This is a genomic window from Haemophilus sp. HMSC71H05 (assembly GCF_001838635.1).
Lineage (GTDB): Bacteria > Pseudomonadota > Gammaproteobacteria > Enterobacterales > Pasteurellaceae > Haemophilus_D > Haemophilus_D parainfluenzae_R.
Genome location: NZ_KV838038.1, coordinates 211229 through 230778, shown reverse-complemented (window position 1 = coordinate 230778; position 19550 = coordinate 211229). Strand labels below are relative to the sequence as shown.

Sequence of the window (19550 nt, the reverse complement as noted above, 5' to 3'; positions counted from 1 at the left end):
GCAAGATCTTTTTGTAAAAAAATGTAAATTTTTTTGCTGTTTGCTTACAAACGCACCAACATGACGAGAAAAAATCATTTTAAAACAGTAATTCCATCAAATCCCCAGAGAGCCAACGCTTGTTCTAATTGGTATTTATTCTCTACATTTTGCGTACAAAAAACCTGATTTTTCACATCTGATTGTGACCTCACTTCTAATTTATTAAGTAAGAACTGCAATCGCTTGGCAATAGCGAATCCTGGATCCATAAAATTCTTCACTTGAGGTAAGCAAATTTGAATTTCATCTTTTATTAAAGGGAAATGCGTACAACCTAAACAAATCGTATCTAAGTTCTCTATTGAAGCCCAAGGAGTTAATTCATTTTTCAATGCAATAAGATCGACCGATTTCCCTTGGATTTTATGCTCTGCGATTTCAACCAATTTAGTTGAGCCTAATCGTTCAACTATACAATGGGCGGCAAACTGATGAATAAGATCATTAACATAAGGGCGTTTAACCGTGCCCTTTGTTGCCAATAGACCAATATGTTTCGTTTGTGAGATTTCTGCCGCTGGCTTAATGGCTGGTACGGTACCTACAATCGGAATAGAAAATTGCTCGCGTAAAGGCGGTAACACTACCGTACTCGCGGTATTACAAGCAATCACAATGGCATCAAGTGGATAATCCTGATTAATTTTTTTACAAATATCCAATGTTCGCTGAATAATTGTTTCTTCTGATTTTTCTGAATAGGGGAAACCTGCATTGTCAAAGCAATACAAATAATGGTTATCTGGCATGAGCTTTTTCGCTTCTCGATAAACGCTTAAGCCGCCCATTCCAGAATCAAAGAAGAGTACCGTTGATTTATTCATTTAAAAAACTCTTTCAAAAATAACCGCACTTTAGGCATTCGAATAAATTTCTCGATTATTTAGCCAACGACGGATTAAACTTTCTGCCACATCCGGATATTTCACTATTAGTGCTTTAGCATAATGTTGAACGGTTGGAATCATTTTACGATCGCGCATTAAATTCGCCACCTTAAATTCGGCGATCCCTGTCTGCTTAGTGCCCAATACCTCACCCGGGCCGCGAATTTCTAAATCTTTTTCCGAAATCACAAAGCCATCTTGGCTATCGCGTAGTACCTGTAAACGTTTTTGCGACACTTTACCCAATGGCGGTTTATACATTAGGACACAAAAAGAAGCAGTGCTGCCACGTCCTACTCGCCCACGTAACTGATGGAGTTGTGATAAACCTAAGCGCTCAGCATTTTCAATGATCATGAGACTGGCATTCGGCACATCTACGCCCACTTCGATTACGGTTGTGGCCACAAGCAAATCGAGTTCTGCATTTTTAAAGGCCGCCATAATATCTTGTTTTTCTTGCGGTTTCATTCGCCCATGTACAAGACCAATTTTAAGCATCGGCAACGCTTTCGTTAAATCTTCCCAAATAGCCTCGGCTGCTTGCGCCTCTAACACTTCAGATTCATCAATTAACGTACAAACCCAATAAGCCTGGCGTTTTTCATTAATACAGGCATTTTTTACTCGAGCAACGATTTCATCACGACGCTCTTCTGAAATAACAACTGTCGTAATCGGCGTTCTACCTGGTGGCAATTCGTCAATAATCGACGTATCGAGATCGGCATAAACCGTCATCGCTAACGTTCTCGGGATTGGTGTTGCTGTCATAATCAGTTGATGGGGATAAAATCCTGCTTTTTCGCCTTTTTCTCGTAACATTAAACGTTGATGTACGCCAAAGCGATGTTGTTCATCAATAATTACCAAGGCTAAATCGGCAAATTCTACTTCTTCTTGGAACAAAGCATGCGTACCCACCACCATTTGTACCGCACAGGACTTAATTTTTTCCAGTTCGGCTTGGCGAGCTTTCCCTTTCACCTTACCCGCTAACCAGCCAACTTCAATACCGAAAGGCTCTAACCAACGGCGGAAATTATTCGCATGCTGTTCCGCTAAAATCTCTGTTGGTGCCATTAAAGCCACTTGTTTGCCATTATCAATCGCTAATAAGGCAGCTAAGGCTGCAACTAACGTTTTCCCTGAACCCACATCACCTTGAACAAGTCGCATCATTGGATAATCTTTCGCTAAATCCTGTTCAATATCTGCCACCACTCTATTTTGAGCATTTGTTGGTTGAAACGGCAAAGATGCAAGAAAACGTTGTTTCAAATCAGTTTGATAATGCAATGGCAACGCTAAAAACTGCTGCGTACCCAACCGCACTTTTTGCATCGCAAGATTATGCGCAAGAAGCTCTTCAAAGATAAGTCGTTGCTGTGCGGGATGTTGTCCTTTCTCCAAAATATCTAATGAGATATCTGGCGGCGGACGATGCAAAAATTGAATAGCATCCTTTAAACTAAAAGGATGTGGATTAAATTCATTAGGTAAAATTTCCGTTAATTGGATTTTATCGAGTAAAGCCAATGCTTGATCGGTTAGCTTACGTAATGAATTTTGTTTTAAACCTTCCGTTGTGGAATAAATAGGCGTGAGCGTTTCCTCTAAAACCAATGGCGCATTATCCCGTATGATTTGATATTCAGGATGATGAATTTCTGCCATAAAACGCCCGCGTTTAATTTCACCAAACGCTTTGACGCGCGTACCAATCTGAAAACTGTTTTTCATCCCCGCATTAAAATTGAAAAAACGGAGCATAATCTTGCTCGTTCCATCAGAAAGACTTACGGTTAAAATAGGACGGCGCCCAAAGGCAACTTCACAGGTTTGGACAACCCCTTCAATGGTGGCATATTGTTCAGGACGAAGATCAGCAATGGGTGTTATTCTCGTGCGATCTTCATAACGGATAGGTAAATGAAAAAGCAAGTCTTGGAGATTATGAATTCCAAGACGGCTTAATTTATCGGAGATTGCCGCGCCTACACCAGATAAAGTGGTTAGGGGAACGGCATCGAGAAGTTGCGTGCTCATTATGCTTCATTAATATTGCGCTTCAAACGAATCACACTGGTAATTTGTTTGATTTTTCGCATAATGTTTTCTAAATGATAGATATCTCTCGCGCCAACTTGGATAATGACTAATAGCAGATTATTCTCTAATTCTTCCGTCCAAATACTTTGAATATTACTTTCACAAGTCGCGACCGCTGTCATGAGGCTACCTAATACATTTTGTTCATTAAGCATTTCAATGTGTAATTCGGCATCAAAATTGACCGCACTTTCAGCCTCTTCCCATTTTGCCGCGGTGAAATCTTTGGCATTACCTGACGTTAAATTAGAACAAGCTTGATGATGTACAACCACACCTTTCTTCGCCGTACTTAATGCCACGATCGGATCACCCGGAATTGGATGACAACATTGAGCGAAAGACGCTTTCATTTCGCCATCTCGGCTCAATGTTAGTGTACTTTGTGTATTTTCAGACACACCATCCACATCAATTTCAATAGCTTCATCCATTAATTGATGAGCAATGACACTCGACATTTGGTTACCTACGCCGATTTCCTCAAAAAGCTCATTGAGGCTTGAGAGATTCAATTCATTTAGTAACGCTTGGATTTTCTCTTCAGAAACCTCAGAGAGATAATGTGGTTTTAGGGCCATTTCTAGCTGTTTTTTACCAGTTTGAACGGCATCATCTGCACGCAATAATTTTAAGAAATGACGAATACGAGTTCTTGCACGAGCAGTTACTACAAAGTTTAACCAGCTAACGTTTGGATGAGTATTTTCACTGGTCACAATCTCAACGGTTTGACCAGACTCTAAAGCTTGTGATAACGGATAAGGTTTATGCTCTACTACTGCCGCAACACAATGATTTCCCACATCAGAATGCACTGCATAAGCAAAATCGACAGCTGTTGCGCCCATTGGTAATTCAACGATACGACCTTTCGGCGTAAAGACATAGATTTCTTTCGGGAAAAACTCAGATTTTACGTTCTCAATAAACTCAAAGGAGTTACCCACGTTTTGTTGAATATCCACTAAGCTTTGCAACCAACGTTGCGCACGTACTTGAGCGGTGGTGCTATCGTTTTTACCACCTTCTTTATACACCCAATGGGCGGTAACTCCCATTTCAGCAACCTGTTCCATTTCTTCAGTCTGAAGATGAACTTCTACGGGCACCCCATGAGGGCCAATCATTGACGTTTGCAGTGCTTGGTAGCCATTTGCACGAGGCACAGCAATATAATCTTTCACTTTACCAGGGCGAGGTTTATACAAACTATGCATTTGCCCCAACCCGCGATAGCAATCATCAACCGAATTCACAATAACGCGGAAAGCATAAATATCCATAATAGAATGGAATTTCTGATCTTTCGTGCGCATTTTTTGGTAAATTTTATAGAGATGTTTTTCACGTCCCCAAATACGATTTGTAATGCCTACATTATCAAGACGTTGTGAAATATCATTAGATATGCGTTGAATCAATTCTTGACGAGAACCACGCGCTTGTTCGACGAACTTTTTAAGTACTTCATAACGGCGGGGGTGCATAGCTTCAAAAGATAAATCTTCTAATTCATTCTTGATATGTTCGATGCCTAAACGGTGGGCTAAGGGACAGTAAATCTCTAGAGTTTCTTTTGCGATACGACGGCGTTTATCCGGACGCAATGAACCCAACGTTCGCATATTATGGGTACGGTCAGCCAGTTTGATTAAGACGACGCGAATATCTCGAGTCATCGCTAAAATCATTTTGCGGAAGTTTTCAACCTGTGCTTCTTGGCGGGTACGGAATTTCAATTTATCTAGTTTCGATACGCCGTCAACAATTTCGGCTACGCTAGCACCAAATTCATCTTTTAATTGGGATTCGGTATAAGGGGTATCTTCGATAACATCATGCAATAATGCAGCCATGATTGCTTCATGGTCTAAATGCATTTCCGCAATAATTGAAGCTACTGCAACAGGGTGAGTAATGTAAGGTTCGCCGCTTGAGCGAAATTGTCCTTCGTGAGCATCTCGCGCAATGACGAATGCACGTTTGATTAATTCAATTTTATCGGCGGGCAAATACCCCTGAATAATTCGATCTAAATCTGCAAACAATTCCAAAGGACACCTGACTTTTTGTAGAGAGAAAGACTAGGCGATCAAAATAGCTTTAATTTTGACCGCACTTTAATGAGATTATTCTGCGATTAACGCTACAGCCACTTCTTCGCTACGTTGAGAAGCTGCCGCATCTAAATACTCTTTTGCATCCATGATTTCTTGGTTGATTAACCCTTTTTCGATTTCACGTAATGCGATTACAGTTGGTTTATCGTTATCTTCCGGCACTAACGGCTCACTTTGATGTAACTCTAATTGTCTCGCACGACGAGCGGCGGTTAAAATTAAATCAAAACGGTTACCAATTTTTTCTACTGCATCTTGCACAGTCACTCGAGCCATGTTTTACTCCGATGTTAAAAATAATGTCTATAAAGGGAAAATATTGTACTCAATTCAAGCTTATTTTGCTAGTAGCTGATGAATTAAGTCCGCATTTTCTGTTTGTTGATAAGCTTTGGTCAAGCGTTCTGCCTGCAAAATGCTTTGTAAATCTGCCAATGCCTGTTCAAAATTATCATTCACAATCACGTAATCATATTCATCATAATGCGAAATTTCGCTGATTGCTTTTGACATTCGCTCAGCAATGACCTCTTTGCTATCCTGTCCGCGTCCAACCAAGCGACGCTCCAATTCTGGCAATGATGGAGGCAAAATAAAAATGCTTTTTACAGAAGGTACTTTTTGACGAATTTGCTGTGCACCTTGCCAATCAATATCTAAAAACACATCAATACCTTTAGCCAAGTTTTCTTCAATTGCTGGCAATGAAGTGCCGTAATAATTACCGCCAAACACTTTTGCATATTCTAAGAAGTGGCCTTTTTCAATTAAGGTTTCAAATTCTTCTACTGAAACAAAATAATAATGCACACCATGACTTTCGCCTGGTCGAGGTGAACGCGTTGTGTGTGAAATGGACACCATTTTTTTCGTGCCTTGATTTTTTTCTAATAACGCGGAAATTAATGATGACTTGCCCGCCCCACTCGGTGCAGAAAGAATATATAAATTACCTTGAGACATAATTGAAACCTCTTCTTGTTGTTTGTTTTTATTATACAAAAAGAAAATGAAAAGTGCGGTCAAATTTTCATTTGTTTTACCAAATTGTTAAAAAGTGATCGAGATCACAAAAAAGTGGTATATACCCTTTTTTTTATCAAAATGCCCATGCTATAATCCACGAGAACTCGTTAGAGCAACGATTTTGTTTAACTTAAAAAATAGAAGGTGAAAATCTTATGGCTATTAAAATTGGTATCAACGGTTTCGGCCGTATCGGTCGTATCGTATTCCGTACAGCACAACATCGCGATGACATCGAAGTTGTAGGTATCAACGACTTAATCGACGTTGAATACATGGCTTACATGTTGAAATACGATTCAACTCACGGTCGTTTTGACGGTACTGTTGAAGTTAAAGACGGTAACTTAGTCGTAAACGGTAAAACTATCCGTGTTACTTCTGAACGTGATCCTGCAAACCTTAACTGGGGTGCGATCGGCGTTGATGTTGCAGTTGAAGCAACAGGTTTGTTCTTAACTGATGAAACAGCACGCAAACACATCACTGCTGGTGCGAAAAAAGTCGTATTAACTGGTCCTTCTAAAGATAGCACACCAATGTTCGTACGTGGTGTAAACTTTGGTGCATACGCAGGTCAAGATATTGTGTCTAACGCTTCTTGTACTACAAACTGTTTAGCACCTTTAGCACGTGTTGTTCACGAAACTTTCGGTATCAAAGATGGTTTAATGACTACTGTTCACGCAACAACAGCGACTCAAAAAACTGTTGATGGTCCATCAGCTAAAGACTGGCGTGGTGGTCGTGGTGCATCACAAAACATCATCCCTTCATCTACCGGTGCTGCGAAAGCTGTTGGTAAAGTATTACCAGCATTAAACGGTAAATTAACTGGTATGGCGTTCCGTGTTCCTACTCCAAACGTATCTGTAGTTGACTTAACTGTAAACTTAGAAAAACCAGCAACTTACGAACAAATCAAACAAGCAATCAAAGATGCAGCTGAAGGTAAAACTTTCAACGGCGAATTAAAAGGCGTTTTAGGTTACACTGAAGATGCAGTAGTTTCTACAGACTTCAACGGTTGTGCTTTAACTTCTGTATTTGATGCTGATGCGGGTATCGCATTAACTGACTCTTTCGTTAAATTAGTATCTTGGTACGATAACGAAACTGGTTACTCAAACAAAGTATTAGACTTAGTTGCACACGTATACAACTACAAAGGCTAATCAAAATAGCTAAAAAATTAACCGCTCTTTTTAGAGCGGTTTTTTTATTTCTAATCAATTTAGATTTTCTCAATATTTTATATATTCTTTATTGCTCATTTGAATATAATAATAGAAAAATAAATATGTCTATTATTTATTCTATATTCACAAAATAATAACATTTTACTAGATTTTAAATTTATTTAGTTTATATTAGCGTACAGTTGTTCGCTCAAATAAGGCTTATATGAATTTAGAACGTCATTTCGTCAATCGAATTCGCCAGCAGGCAAAAACTCGTCAAAATGCAACCGCACTTCGCCATAAAATTAATGGCTTGTGGAAAGATATTTCGTGGAACGCATTCCAACAACAGCTTGATCAGCTTTCATTAGCTTTTCTTGCTTGCAATATTCAAGTACAAGATAAAATTGCAATTTTTGCGCACAATATGTCACGTTGGACAATCGCAGATATTGCGGCACTTCAAGTCCGAGCTATCACCGTTCCCATTTATGCAACCAATACGGCACAACAGGCAGAATTTATTTTAAATCATGCCGATGTCAAAATTCTGTTTGTTGGCGATCAAGAACAATATGATCAAGCGTTAGAAATTGCACATCAGTGTCCACAATTACAAAAAATTGTGGCCATGAAAGAAAAAATTCAACTGACAGAAACTACCCTTTCCTACCATTGGGACGATTTAATTCAATTAGGTACAGCAGAATTTCAGGCTGAATTTGAAACTCGCTTAGCAAATAAAACGATGGATGATTTATTCACGATCATCTACACCTCTGGCACAACAGGTGAACCGAAAGGCGTAATGCTCGATTACAATAACTTGGCGCATCAACTTGAAGCCCATGATATTGCATTAGATGTTAATCAAGATGAGGTTTCACTTTCTTTTTTACCATTTAGCCACATTTTTGAGCGTGCTTGGGTTGCCTATGTGTTACATCGGGGAGCAATCCTTTGTTATCTCGAAGACACCAATCAAGTACGTGAAGCATTAACGGAAGTGCACCCGACCTTTATGTGTGCGGTACCACGTTTCTATGAAAAAATTTATTCTGCCGTGCTTGATAAAGTACAAAAAGCCCCTTTTATTCGTCAGATGATTTTCCATTGGGCAATTGCAGTGGGACAAAAACGTTTTGATCTTCTCTCTCAAAATAGAAAAGTCCCCTTCTTCTTGCAAAAACGCTATGCACTTGCCGATAAACTGGTGCTGTCTAAACTGCGTTCATTGTTAGGCGGACGAATTAAAATGATGCCTTGCGGTGGTGCAAAATTAGAACCAACCATTGGGCTTTTCTTCCATAGTATTGGGATTAATATCAAACTCGGTTATGGCATGACTGAAACCACGGCAACTGTTTCTTGTTGGGATGATCATCATTTTAATCCAAATTCTATCGGTAAACTGATGCCAAACGCCGAAGTTAAAATTGGTGAAAATAACGAGATTCTGGTTCGTGGCGGTATGGTGATGAAGGGGTACTATAAAAAGCCTGAAGAAACTGCCCAAGCCTTCACCGAAGATGGTTTCTTGAAAACAGGAGATGCCGGTGAGTTTGATGCTGAAGGTAATTTATTTATTACCGATCGTATTAAAGAATTGATGAAAACCTCTAACGGCAAATACATTGCTCCACAATATATCGAAGGTAAAATCGGTAAAGATAAATTTATCGAACAAATTGCGATTATTGCCGATGCCAAAAAATATGTTTCAGCCCTAATCGTGCCTTGTTTTGATAGCGTAGAAGAATATGCGAAAAAACTGAATATTAAGTATCAAGATCGCATGGAATTACTCAAACACTCTGAAATTATTAAAATGTTTGAGAAGCGCATCGAAAGCCTCCAAAAAGAATTGGCGCACTTCGAACAAGTGAAGAAATTTACGCTACTCTCTCAAGCATTTAGCGTAAAACTTGGTGAAATCACCCCTACGCTCAAATTACGCCGAAAAGTGATTATGGAACGCTATCGTCATATTATTGACTCGATGTATTCCAACAACAAAGAAAATAAGGAAAATAAAGAATAAAAAAGGCGGTGAATTTTCACCGCACTTTTTATTTTCACTAAAGCCATTTATTCGACTTCTACTAGTACGCCTGCTTGACGAGGTTTCAATACGCCTACCTCACTAAGCTCAATACCGGCTTTTTTCGCAATCTCTAAGATTTCCGCTTCACTTTCTGGTTTAACCGCAATCAACAAGCCACCAGAGGTTTGAGGATCGCAAAGTACCGCCTTTTGATAATCCGTTAAGGGACCAATTTTATGACCATAGCTTTCAAAATTACGGTTGGTTCCACCTGGTACACAACCTTCTGCAATGTAATCTGCTACGCCATCTAATAATTTGATTTTATCAAAATGCACAACCGCATTAAGATTTGAGCCTTCACAGATTTCAGCTAAGTGCCCTAATAAACCAAAACCAGTTACATCTGTCATGGCGGTTACACCTGCAACTTCTGCAAATTGGCTGCCAATCAGATTCATTTGGCACATCGCTGCTGTTGCCAACCCTTGATGTTCAGGTTTTAATTTACCTTTTTTCTCTGCGGTAGTCAGCACACCGATACCCAATGGTTTCGTCAAATAAAGCTTACACCCTGCTTCTGCTGAGGCATTACGTTTTACACGATCGGTAGCAATAACCCCTGTTACCGCTAAACCAAAAATCGGTTCTGGCGCATCAATCGAGTGTCCACCCGCTAGCGAAATCCCTGCTTGATGACAAGCAAAACGACCACCATCAACTATTTTCTGAGCCACTTCTGGTGGCAATTTATTAATCGGGAAGCCTAGAATAGCAATTGCCATAATTGGTTTACCGCCCATTGCGAAAATATCACTAATGGCATTGGTTGCAGCAATGCGACCAAAATCAAAAGGATCATCCACAATTGGCATGAAGAAATCCGTGGTACTGATAATTGCAGTACCATTACCAAGATCATAAACCGCAGCATCATCCGCTGTTTCGTTACCGACCAATAAATTGGGATCAGCAAATTTTTCGAGTTTAGTCTGTAAAATTGTCCCTAACACCTTAGGCGAAATTTTACAACCTCAACCTGCGCCGTGGCTGTATTGTGTTAAACGAATCTCATCTGTCATATTCAATCCTTTGTAAAAATAACGTACTTCTTAAACAAAAGAGCGGTTAGAAAAAGCCACATTTAAGAGGCCAATTTCTCTACTTTTGCTTGTTTAATCATATTATCGCTGACTTCTAAAATAGTAATTCGTAAGCCATCGATTTCACAAACGGTTCCTTCATCAGGAATATCTTCAAGATGCTCGAGAATCAAACCATTAAAGGTGCGAGCATCTTCTGTATCTAATTCCCAACCAAACATTTTATTTAAATCACGAAGATTAGCTGCCCCCTCAATAATCATTGAACCATCAGATTGCTGAACGACTTCTTGTTCAATAGTCGGTGCAGTAGTGGTTGTAAAATCACCCACAATTTCTTCTAAAATATCTTCAAGCGTGACTAATCCTTTAATATCACCATATTCGTCCACCACTAAACCGATACGTTCTTTTTTCGTGCGGAAATTCGCTAATTGTGTTTTCAGTGGTGTCCCTTCTGGAATGAAGTACACTTCATCGACGGCACGTAGTAAAGTTTCTTTGGTGAATTCATTTTTTTCTAATAACAAACGAAACGCTTCACGCACACGTAAAATCCCTAATACTTGCTCATCAAGGCTGCCTTTATACAACACAATTCGGTTGTGTGGTGCATGATTAAGCTGGCGCATAATGGCTTTCCAATCGTCATCAATATCAATCCCAGCAATTTCATTACGTGGCACCATGATATCGTCAACCGTCACGGTTTCCATATCTAAAATAGAGAGCAACATTTGTGGATGCTGTTCATCCGGTGTAGCTTCTCCTGCTTCCGATACGATACTACGAAGTTCTTCACGACTAATCACTTGTTTTTGCATATCGGGTTTTAAACCCACCATTCGCATTAATGTCTTCGTGAAAAGATTCATTAACCAAACCAACGGATAAAATATTTTTAACAGCAAGACCAAAATATGGCTTGAAAATAATCCCACCTTTTCAGGGTGCATTGCCGCGACGGTTTTAGGGAAAATTTCAGAAAAAACAAGCATCACAAAGGTTAATAAACCTGTTGCAATGGCCACACCCGCATCGCCATATAAACGCATACCAATCATGGTTGCAATAGCTGAGGCACTGATGTTAACAAGGTTATTAAAGATCAGAATAAAACTTAACAAGGTATCGGGCTTTTCAAGCAGTTTTTCTGCTTTTTGCGCACCTTTGTTACCTTGTTCCGCCATAAAACGAAGGCGATATTTATTGAGAGAGAGTAATCCGGTTTCTGAGCCGGAAAAATAGGCTGATAAAACTAAACAAATAATGAGTGTAATAAATAAAGTACTAAGGGGGATACTGTCCAAGGGTAAATCCTTTTGTTCGTTAATCAACAAAAAGTGCGGTCATTTTTCACCGCACTTTTTACCTGTTCTTTGATTTTAATTAAATCAAACGGCTGCCAAAATAGCCAACCGTGAGCAGAATGATACCTGAAATTGCGTAAATAATCATCCTTTTTCCACGCCAGCCTAGTCGCCAATGACCAAAACAAGCAATACCAAAACTAATCCAAGCAAGGAAAGAGAAAATCGCTTTGTGCAGATTTTCTAGGGTCACCGCTTGTAATACATGATAAGTCCCCGAAATTAAAGTGAGCGTCAGTAATACTTCTCCCATCGCAAATAAACAGAAGAAATGACGTTCTACTGCCATTAATGGCGGAATTGCTGGCGAAAATTGGATTTTACGCTTTTTCAAATTGCGATCTAACCAGACCAACTGAATCACATAAAGCGTTGCAATAAAACAAACTGCATAGGTAAACAGCGACAATCCGATATGGAACAGCATCAACGTATTTTGATTAAGCATCTGAATGATATGGCTTGATAAGAATGTCGCAAAGATCAAGCTAATGATCGAAAACGCATACACGATTGGTAAAACAAACCACATTGTGGAAACGAGAAACATGGAAAGCGTCGCCAATCCGGCAATAACTGCGCTCATTAAGGACGCGATTCCCATTAATGTAAAACGTTGTCCTGAAGCAAGATCCTCTAACAAAGGGAAAGTGCTGACAGCATGCAGAATAATGGCGGCAAGTGCGGTCAGAAAAAACGGGATTTTACTTTGACTTAACTTCCCTTCCGATGAGTTCATCAAAAACGGGGCGATCAGCAATAGACTAAGAATGTAAAAAATAATCGAAAAAAGGGCAAACCACATAATGCGTTCTCTTTACTAGGAATTATTCTTATTTTAACGGATCTTTTCTCTAGATCGCCATAATTTTATTTGAAATGATGAAAAACGCCCAAATTTCGGTATAATCACGGCAATTTTTTAAGAAAAAACAGGATTTAAAATGTTTGAGAATTTATCGGATCGTCTTTCCAAAACGCTACGTAACATTAGCGGTAAAGGGCGTTTAACTGAAGATAATATTAAAGAAACCCTACGCGAAGTGCGTATGGCATTGTTAGAAGCTGACGTTGCGTTGCCTGTCGTACGTGAATTTATCGCCAAAGTAAAAGAAAGCGCATTAGGCGAAGAAGTCAATAAAAGCTTAACACCAGGCCAAGAGTTCTTAAAAATTGTTCAACGTGAACTCGAAAAAGCCATGGGTGAAGCCAATGAAAGCTTAAACTTAGCAACGCAACCACCTGCAGTTATTTTAATGGCGGGTTTACAAGGTGCGGGTAAAACCACTAGCGTGGGTAAATTAGCAAAATTCTTACGCGAACGTCATAAAAAGAAAGTGCTTGTAGTCTCTGCCGACGTATATCGTCCTGCGGCGATCAAACAGCTTGAGACCTTAGCACAATCTGTTGGCGTGGATTTCTTCCCATCTGATGTCAAACAAAAACCGGTAGAGATTGCAAAAGCGGCACTTGCTGACGCTAAACTCAAATTTTACGATGTATTAATCGTGGATACCGCGGGTCGATTACACGTTGATAGCGAGATGATGGATGAAATCAAGCAAGTTCATGCAACATTAAATCCAATTGAGACGCTTTTCACGGTTGATGCGATGACCGGTCAAGATGCGGCAAATACAGCTAAAGCCTTCAACGAAGCCTTGCCACTTACCGGGGTTATCTTAACCAAAGTGGATGGTGATGCGCGTGGTGGTGCGGCTTTATCTATTCGTCAAATCACCGGCAAACCGATTAAATTCCTTGGTGTGGGTGAAAAAACAGAAGCCCTCGAGCCATTCCATCCTGATCGCGTAGCATCCCGTATTTTAGGCATGGGCGATGTGCTTTCCCTTATCGAAGATCTGGAACGTTCTGTGGATCGCGAAAAAGCGGAAAAAATGGCGCAGAAATTCAAGAAAGGCGATGATTTCACCCTAGACGATTTCCGTGAACAGCTTCGTGAGATGAAAAAAATGGGTGGCATGATGTCGATGCTTGAAAAATTACCGGGTGCGAAAAACTTACCGGATCATGTCAAAAATCAAGTAGATGACAAAATGTTTATCAAAATGGAAGCCATCATTAATTCCATGACCTTAAAAGAACGTGCCAATCCAGATATTATCAAAGGATCTCGCCGTCGTCGTATTGCATTAGGTTCTGGCACACAAGTTCAAGATGTGAATAAGTTGCTGAAACAATTTGACGAAATGCAACGCATGATGAAGAAAATGCGCAAAGGTGGCATGGCGAAAATGATGCGCGGCATGCAAGGCTTAATGGGCGGAGGCGGCTTAGGTGGCCTCGGTGGTTTAGGCGGCATGTTTAAACGTTAATCCCCTCTTCAAATAAAGTGCGGTCAAAAATCAATAGGTTTTTGGCCGTTTTCTTTACCTCTCACAAAATAAATCCTTACAAAATCCCTTTCAAACAGGGCCATGTCTTTCGACCTATTAAATACCACCCAGATCGCAATCCAACAGGCGTGTCTCAATCCCTTTCGAGCAGGGCGATGTCTTTCGACTTGTAGACCGTATTGAAGCCAAAGCCAAAGAAGTTTAGTTTTAATCCCTTTCGAGCAGGGCGATGTCTTTCGACCGCAAGATTTATCAAATGCTATGCAAACACAAATTGGTCTCAATCCCTTTCGAGCAGGGCGATGTCTTTCGACCCTAGAAATAAATACAAAACAATTATGAAAGGTAAGTCTTAATCCCTTTTGAGCAGGGCGATGTCTTTCGACAGATCACGACGTGCGTAAAAACCGTAAACGTGCAGAGTCTTAATCCCTTTCGAGCAGGGCGATGTCTTTCGACGAACTGGGGCGATAACGTCTATCTAGACGGTTACGGGTCTCAATCCCTTTCAATCAGGGCGATGAATATTATGGATATATTGAAAGCAGGAATCATGCGGCCTTTCAGACCCACTTCCCAATTTTTTTGGAAGGTTAAGGAGTTGGCTCTTGATTTGAGCAAATAATAAGCAGATTGCATGTATTTTTCCTTTCTAAATCAATCGAAAGTACGGTTTATTTTACCGTTATTTTTTTATTTTTTCTAGCGCTAGAATGTCAGCCTTATTGGTAAAATTGAAAATAACTTATTGAAATACTTTATTAAAATATAAACCAGACCGAGAAAATGCCCTAAGGTAAGAAATTGAAAATGATGCGTGATATACAGAAATCAATTGGTGGGGATTTTGTAAGGCTTGTAGGTTTCGGTTGAGGATTTAGACGCTACCCTCACGCTTTAAATAAAGTGCGGTCAAAAATAATAGGGTTTTCAGCATTTATTTACCACCTAGCTAATAAATGCTTGCAACATCCCTTACAAGGTTGAAACCCTGATAATTTTAAAATATTCAAAGGAATATCTGCGCCTTCTTTAAAAAGCTTTTTAAAATAAAAATTAATGATGCGAAAATAGATCTGTTTACGCTCTTGCTGCATAGTCGCAATCATATTACGTTCCTCTTCTGTTAAATGTGTTAAATTTTGGCGATAAAAAGCCGAACGAACCTCACGAGGTTTGAACTTAGATGCATGACCAGTAAAAGAATCAATCATTGCTTGAATATTGGTAATTTCTTTTTCAAAATCAAGCGTATGATTAAATTCAGCAACTTCTGAATTATCATAGTTTGTTTTACTGAAATGATGTTTCACCAAATCATCAAGTTCTTCGGATAAATTAAATTTGCTTTGTAATAGGCGGCAAAAAACAATCGGCTCAATCTTATTTTCAGCATTGCCGTAACGGTCCTTATTTTCTAAAAAATAAGCACGATATTCTTCACGACGTGACTCAGGACAGGATTCTGGAATTAAAAAATTCTCAAAATCGCTTGATAATAATTGACAATTTTCATGTGAATGAAATGCGGGTAGCACAATTTTTTCAACCCATTTTTGTTGTTCAATATTACAACGTGCAATCTGGACTTCAGTTGCAACAAATTTAATATCTTTAACAAGTTTATCGGCAATCACTAATGCTCGCGCTTCATCTTTTGTAAAGAAATGAAGATCGAGATCAAAACTCGCCAAGCGGTATGCTGAATAATAGTTATCATAAGCCTCTGCATAATTCATTGGCAGATCCAAATATAATGCACCTAATAATTTACTAAAATTGTGATTTGTTAAATAATACATATTGACTCCTAATAATTAACTTATGCTTATAATAAAAGAATTAAAAATAAATCGAGTGAATTACAAATTTGTATTAATGAGAAAGACTCACTCGTCTCATTAATTCTTTAAAATCATTTGTTTTCGACACAGCTTTTACTGGCACAACGCAATGCTCAAAATAAGCTGTAACATCATAGCCAAAGCCTTCCGGCTCAGATGCTTCTAGCTCTTCATCGGTAATATAACGTCCATATTCACGATTTAATTTATGACGTAATGCCTCTAAGTTATGGATCCACTTTTTCCCATTTAGAATAAAGTAGCGTTGGTTATAAGAACGTGAGTGAAATACTTCTTTGTAACCTAAAGAAATAGCAAGTAATTCACTTGAAGTGTAAGGAAGAGAATAACCATCTTTTAAATAATGATTAGTATTTTGTTGAATATTTAACATGATTCTCTCCTTGTTTTGATAAAGTCATCATAACAAGCAGAGTATTTAAAAGAGGAAATTACAAAATTGTAAAAATAAAAGTGGGTTTCCCCACTTTTTATTAGATGAAATGAACTTGATTTTTCGCTCGAGTAATCGCAACGTATAACAGTTGATAATACAGCTCTAAATCAATATTTTTCGCAGCGGCAAAATCTGAAGTATAAACAAATGAAGAATCTAGCGTGGTACCTTGTGTTTTATGCACTGTCGAGGCGAAAATAGATTTTGTCGAAATAAAAAAGACGCGATCTTTCCACCAATAATGCCACATAAAACCAGCTTCTTGCCCTTTCAATAAACCTTGCCGTTTTGCAATTTTTAGTTGCAATGCTTCAAATGAAAGCGCTTTTTTAAACTCTTCATATTGTTTTTCATCGGGGATGATATTTAATTTCACCAATCTATCTTTCTGTTCATCATCATATAAAATGCGAACCTCAATCTCAGCATAATTAACGGAAAGATTTTGTTTACTAAAATTAAAACAAAAATTTTTATTTTTTTCTTGGATGGTCACAACCTCTAAAATCTCACCATTACTAATCATCACCTTTTTAATATCATCCGGATCTCTTACTGGCTCCTGTAAGATTAAATATTCTCCTACAATTAAAGGCTCATTCGTTTTATGAATTTGCTGACGAATATAGCGATTAATCTCATTCACTTTATTATTGGTAAATGCCAAAATACGGCAATCCAGCGCATCTTTAGCCGAGTGAACTCGTTCTAAATAAGCATCTGCAAATGCTTTTATTGAATGATATTGAATAATACCAACACCTTTTGAAGACATTTCTGGGGTTAATGTATCACGCTGCATTAAACGAATTTCTTCACTTTGTTTAATAATCGGTGAGTCAATAGATTGTCGCATCACCCCACTTAAATGCACTTGGCAAAATGTGCTATCCGTGAAGAAACGTGATTTCTCTACTATTTTGTGATCTTCTTGATATACTGGCGGAAGCTGATAAGGATCGCCAATACCGATAATTTTTACATGCTCGGGGATAACTTCTTTCATATGAGTAAAGACTTGAGAATCTACCATTGAAACTTCATCAATAATTAAAAATAAAGTCTCCCTCTCTTCATGATTACTTTCTAAAGTCGTCACGTCGTCATTTAACTCAAATACAGCAATAGATTTACTCCGTGGAATAAAATGTAATTTATCCTCCTCTTCTTCAGGTTTTAAGTCTAAAAGGCTATGCAGTGTCACACAGCCAAAGCCACCCAAGCTTTTACTCAGTACACGTTTAGCTTGATGTGTTGAAGCGGCGGCATAGACTGAATCCGGGTAAAGTGACACTAGAATATCTTTCAAGATCCCCGCTAAATAACTTTTCCCACTACCCGCAGCACCTTGTAAACAAACATGCTTTGGTGTTTCTTCTAAAATATAGAGCATTTGCCATAAAGCCTCCTCTTGGGACTGAGAACAACTTTGAATTTTGTTTAAAAGGTTACTATATTGTTGTGGTTTCAATTTCTCTTTTAATCTTTGTTCAATCGTTAATTTTTTTTCTTGATACTGCATATCATTAAACCTTCTTAAAATGGCCAATCTTTTTCATCTGAACCATCAAGGAATGGATCATCGCTATGATGTTTATTTAAATAATTTGATGTCGGCTTCTCTTGATTGACCGATGGAATAGATGGGTCAATCTGATTATTTTCCGCCTTGCTTCCTAGCATTTCCAAATAACTACCAATAATTTCTGTCACATAATGCGTTTGCCCTTTCTCATCTTGCCATTGACGTGTTTTCAGTTTCCCCTCAACATAAACTTTTGATCCTTTACGCAAATATTGACCTGCGATATCGGCTAATCGACGATAAAGCACAATGCGGTGCCATTCGGTATTTTCACGTTTTTCCTGCGTATTTTTATCCACCCAGCTTTCAGATGTCGCCACACTTAAATTAGCAACCGTATCACCATTTTGCATCGCCCGAATTTCTGGTGCATTCCCCAAGTTACCAATAATAATTACTTTATTAATTCCAGCCATTTTCATTCCCTCATATTTTTTAATTAGAACAATTTTTTATGTGTCAATAATTGCTTAATTCTCTATTTTCTCTTTATAGATTTTTAATAAATTAAATTATCACTCAATCGTCTGAGCTAAAAATTAATTACTGACGGCGTGAATTATAGAAAAGTCATAAATAGAAAGGTGAAAATACAAATTTGTAAAAATGAAAGGAAATAAAACGTGCGGTCAATTTCCAATTTATATTGAAAACTAACCGCACTTTAGCGATATACATCCCTTTAAAACAGGGCGGTGTCTTTTGACAATACGAAAAATCGTATTTAAAAATACGAAAAAACGTTTCAATCCCTTTCGATCAGGGCAATGTCTTTCGACAACAACAGGCGGTAGAACTATGTTTTGCCTTACTTGGGTCTCAATCCCTTTCGATCAGGGCAATGTCTTTCGACAACCTAGCAGACACAGTTGCTCAAGCCCAAAGTCTGTCTCAATCCCTTTCGATCAGGGCAATGTCTTTCGACGGTAAAAGATTTTGAAAAATCAAAAAACAACAAGAGTGTCAATCCCTTTCGTTCAGGGCAATGTCTTTCGACACCAGAAGAATGGTTAGAATTCATTCAAGACCAGTCTCAATCCCTTTCGATCAGGGCGATGTCTTTCGACGATGCGAAAGTATCAGTGCTCAGCAAGTTCCGTAAGTCTCAATCCCTTTCGAACAGGGCGATGTCTTTCGACCGGAGTAGTCAGAATGTAACCGCCCGACACCGACGTCTCAATCCCTTTCGAACAGGGCGATGTCTTTTGACTCAGTAACGTTGCAGAGGGTCTTGAGACCTATGCGTCTCAATCCCTTTCGATCAGGGCAATGTCTTTCGACACGTATTCAAAAACTACGTATGAAACTAGAAGAGTCTCAATCCCTTTCGATCAGGGCTATGTCTTTCGACATATCGATGCAACCGCCCACTTAAAACTAGGCACGTCTCAATCCCTTTCGAACAGGGCGATGTTTTTC

The 19550-nt window shown here is 38.9% G+C and carries 15 protein-coding genes and 1 CRISPR repeat array; of the genes, 3 read left to right on the top strand and 12 right to left on the bottom strand.

Annotation, left to right across the window (positions count from 1 at the left end; all coding sequences use genetic code 11):
• Positions 1 to 74: 74 nt before the first annotated feature.
• From murI to gmk, 5 genes are all read right to left on the bottom strand, one after another.
• On the bottom strand, positions 75 to 866 hold the full coding sequence (gene murI / locus HMPREF3279_RS09960) for a glutamate racemase (protein ID WP_070869043.1): 792 nt from the start codon (positions 864 to 866) through the stop codon (positions 75 to 77).
• A gap of 30 nt (positions 867 to 896) precedes the next feature.
• Positions 897 to 2978 carry an ATP-dependent DNA helicase RecG gene (gene recG / locus HMPREF3279_RS09955; RefSeq protein ID WP_070869042.1) on the bottom strand — a complete coding sequence of 694 codons (2082 nt, stop codon included), beginning with the start codon at positions 2976 to 2978 and terminating at the stop codon, positions 897 to 899.
• Positions 2978 to 5098, bottom strand: a complete 2121-nt coding sequence (gene spoT, locus HMPREF3279_RS09950; RefSeq protein WP_049367044.1) for a bifunctional GTP diphosphokinase/guanosine-3',5'-bis pyrophosphate 3'-pyrophosphohydrolase — start codon at positions 5096 to 5098, stop codon at positions 2978 to 2980. The genes recG and spoT overlap by 1 nt, the downstream gene beginning before the upstream one ends.
• 75 nt (positions 5099 to 5173) lie before the next feature.
• A complete protein-coding gene (rpoZ, locus tag HMPREF3279_RS09945) occupies positions 5174 to 5440 on the bottom strand; it encodes a DNA-directed RNA polymerase subunit omega (protein WP_049367045.1) in 267 nt (88 codons plus the stop codon).
• A gap of 60 nt (positions 5441 to 5500) precedes the next feature.
• Positions 5501 to 6127 (bottom strand): guanylate kinase, encoded by a 627-nt coding sequence (gene gmk, locus HMPREF3279_RS09940; protein ID WP_041918290.1) that lies wholly within the window; start codon positions 6125 to 6127, stop codon positions 5501 to 5503.
• 218 nt (positions 6128 to 6345) lie between these two features.
• On the opposite strand from gmk, the gene gap reads away from it, so the two are divergent.
• Both gap and HMPREF3279_RS09930 read left to right on the top strand, forming a co-directional pair.
• Positions 6346 to 7365: a type I glyceraldehyde-3-phosphate dehydrogenase gene (gap, locus tag HMPREF3279_RS09935; RefSeq protein ID WP_070869041.1), complete on the top strand. Its 1020-nt coding sequence runs from the start codon at positions 6346 to 6348 to the stop codon at positions 7363 to 7365.
• 229 nt (positions 7366 to 7594) lie between these two features.
• A complete protein-coding gene (locus tag HMPREF3279_RS09930; RefSeq protein WP_065243908.1) occupies positions 7595 to 9412 on the top strand; it encodes an AMP-dependent synthetase/ligase in 1818 nt (605 codons plus the stop codon).
• A gap of 47 nt (positions 9413 to 9459) precedes the next feature.
• On the opposite strand, the gene selD is transcribed toward HMPREF3279_RS09930, so the two are convergent.
• The 3 genes from selD to HMPREF3279_RS09915 form a co-directional block, all read right to left on the bottom strand.
• On the bottom strand, positions 9460 to 10497 hold the full coding sequence (gene selD / locus HMPREF3279_RS09925) for a selenide, water dikinase SelD (RefSeq protein ID WP_083327195.1): 1038 nt from the start codon (positions 10495 to 10497) through the stop codon (positions 9460 to 9462).
• 62 nt (positions 10498 to 10559) lie between these two features.
• On the bottom strand, positions 10560 to 11828 hold the full coding sequence (locus HMPREF3279_RS09920) for an HlyC/CorC family transporter (RefSeq protein ID WP_070869039.1): 1269 nt from the start codon (positions 11826 to 11828) through the stop codon (positions 10560 to 10562).
• 79 nt (positions 11829 to 11907) lie between these two features.
• A complete protein-coding gene (locus HMPREF3279_RS09915; protein ID WP_070869038.1) occupies positions 11908 to 12693 on the bottom strand; it encodes a cytochrome C assembly family protein in 786 nt (261 codons plus the stop codon).
• Positions 12694 to 12832: 139 nt separating this feature from the next.
• Between HMPREF3279_RS09915 and ffh the strand changes: the two genes are divergently transcribed.
• A complete protein-coding gene (ffh, locus tag HMPREF3279_RS09910; RefSeq protein WP_005698426.1) occupies positions 12833 to 14224 on the top strand; it encodes a signal recognition particle protein in 1392 nt (463 codons plus the stop codon).
• 82 nt (positions 14225 to 14306) lie between these two features.
• A CRISPR array of direct repeats spans positions 14307 to 14777; the repeat unit is 32 nt; unit sequence AATCCCTTTCGAGCAGGGCGATGTCTTTCGAC.
• 409 nt (positions 14778 to 15186) lie between these two features.
• Here ffh and HMPREF3279_RS09905 read toward each other — a convergent pair.
• From HMPREF3279_RS09905 to ssb, 4 genes are all read right to left on the bottom strand, one after another.
• Positions 15187 to 16047: a hypothetical protein gene (locus tag HMPREF3279_RS09905; protein ID WP_070869037.1), complete on the bottom strand. Its 861-nt coding sequence runs from the start codon at positions 16045 to 16047 to the stop codon at positions 15187 to 15189.
• A 73-nt stretch (positions 16048 to 16120) separates the two neighbouring features.
• Positions 16121 to 16483: a hypothetical protein gene (locus HMPREF3279_RS09900; RefSeq protein WP_070869036.1), complete on the bottom strand. Its 363-nt coding sequence runs from the start codon at positions 16481 to 16483 to the stop codon at positions 16121 to 16123.
• Positions 16484 to 16583: 100 nt separating this feature from the next.
• Positions 16584 to 18068 carry an ATP-dependent DNA helicase gene (locus HMPREF3279_RS09895; RefSeq protein ID WP_070869035.1) on the bottom strand — a complete coding sequence of 495 codons (1485 nt, stop codon included), beginning with the start codon at positions 18066 to 18068 and terminating at the stop codon, positions 16584 to 16586.
• Positions 18069 to 18082: 14 nt separating this feature from the next.
• On the bottom strand, positions 18083 to 18547 hold the full coding sequence (ssb, locus tag HMPREF3279_RS09890; RefSeq protein WP_070869034.1) for a single-stranded DNA-binding protein: 465 nt from the start codon (positions 18545 to 18547) through the stop codon (positions 18083 to 18085).
• Positions 18548 to 19550: the final 1003 nt, after the last annotated feature.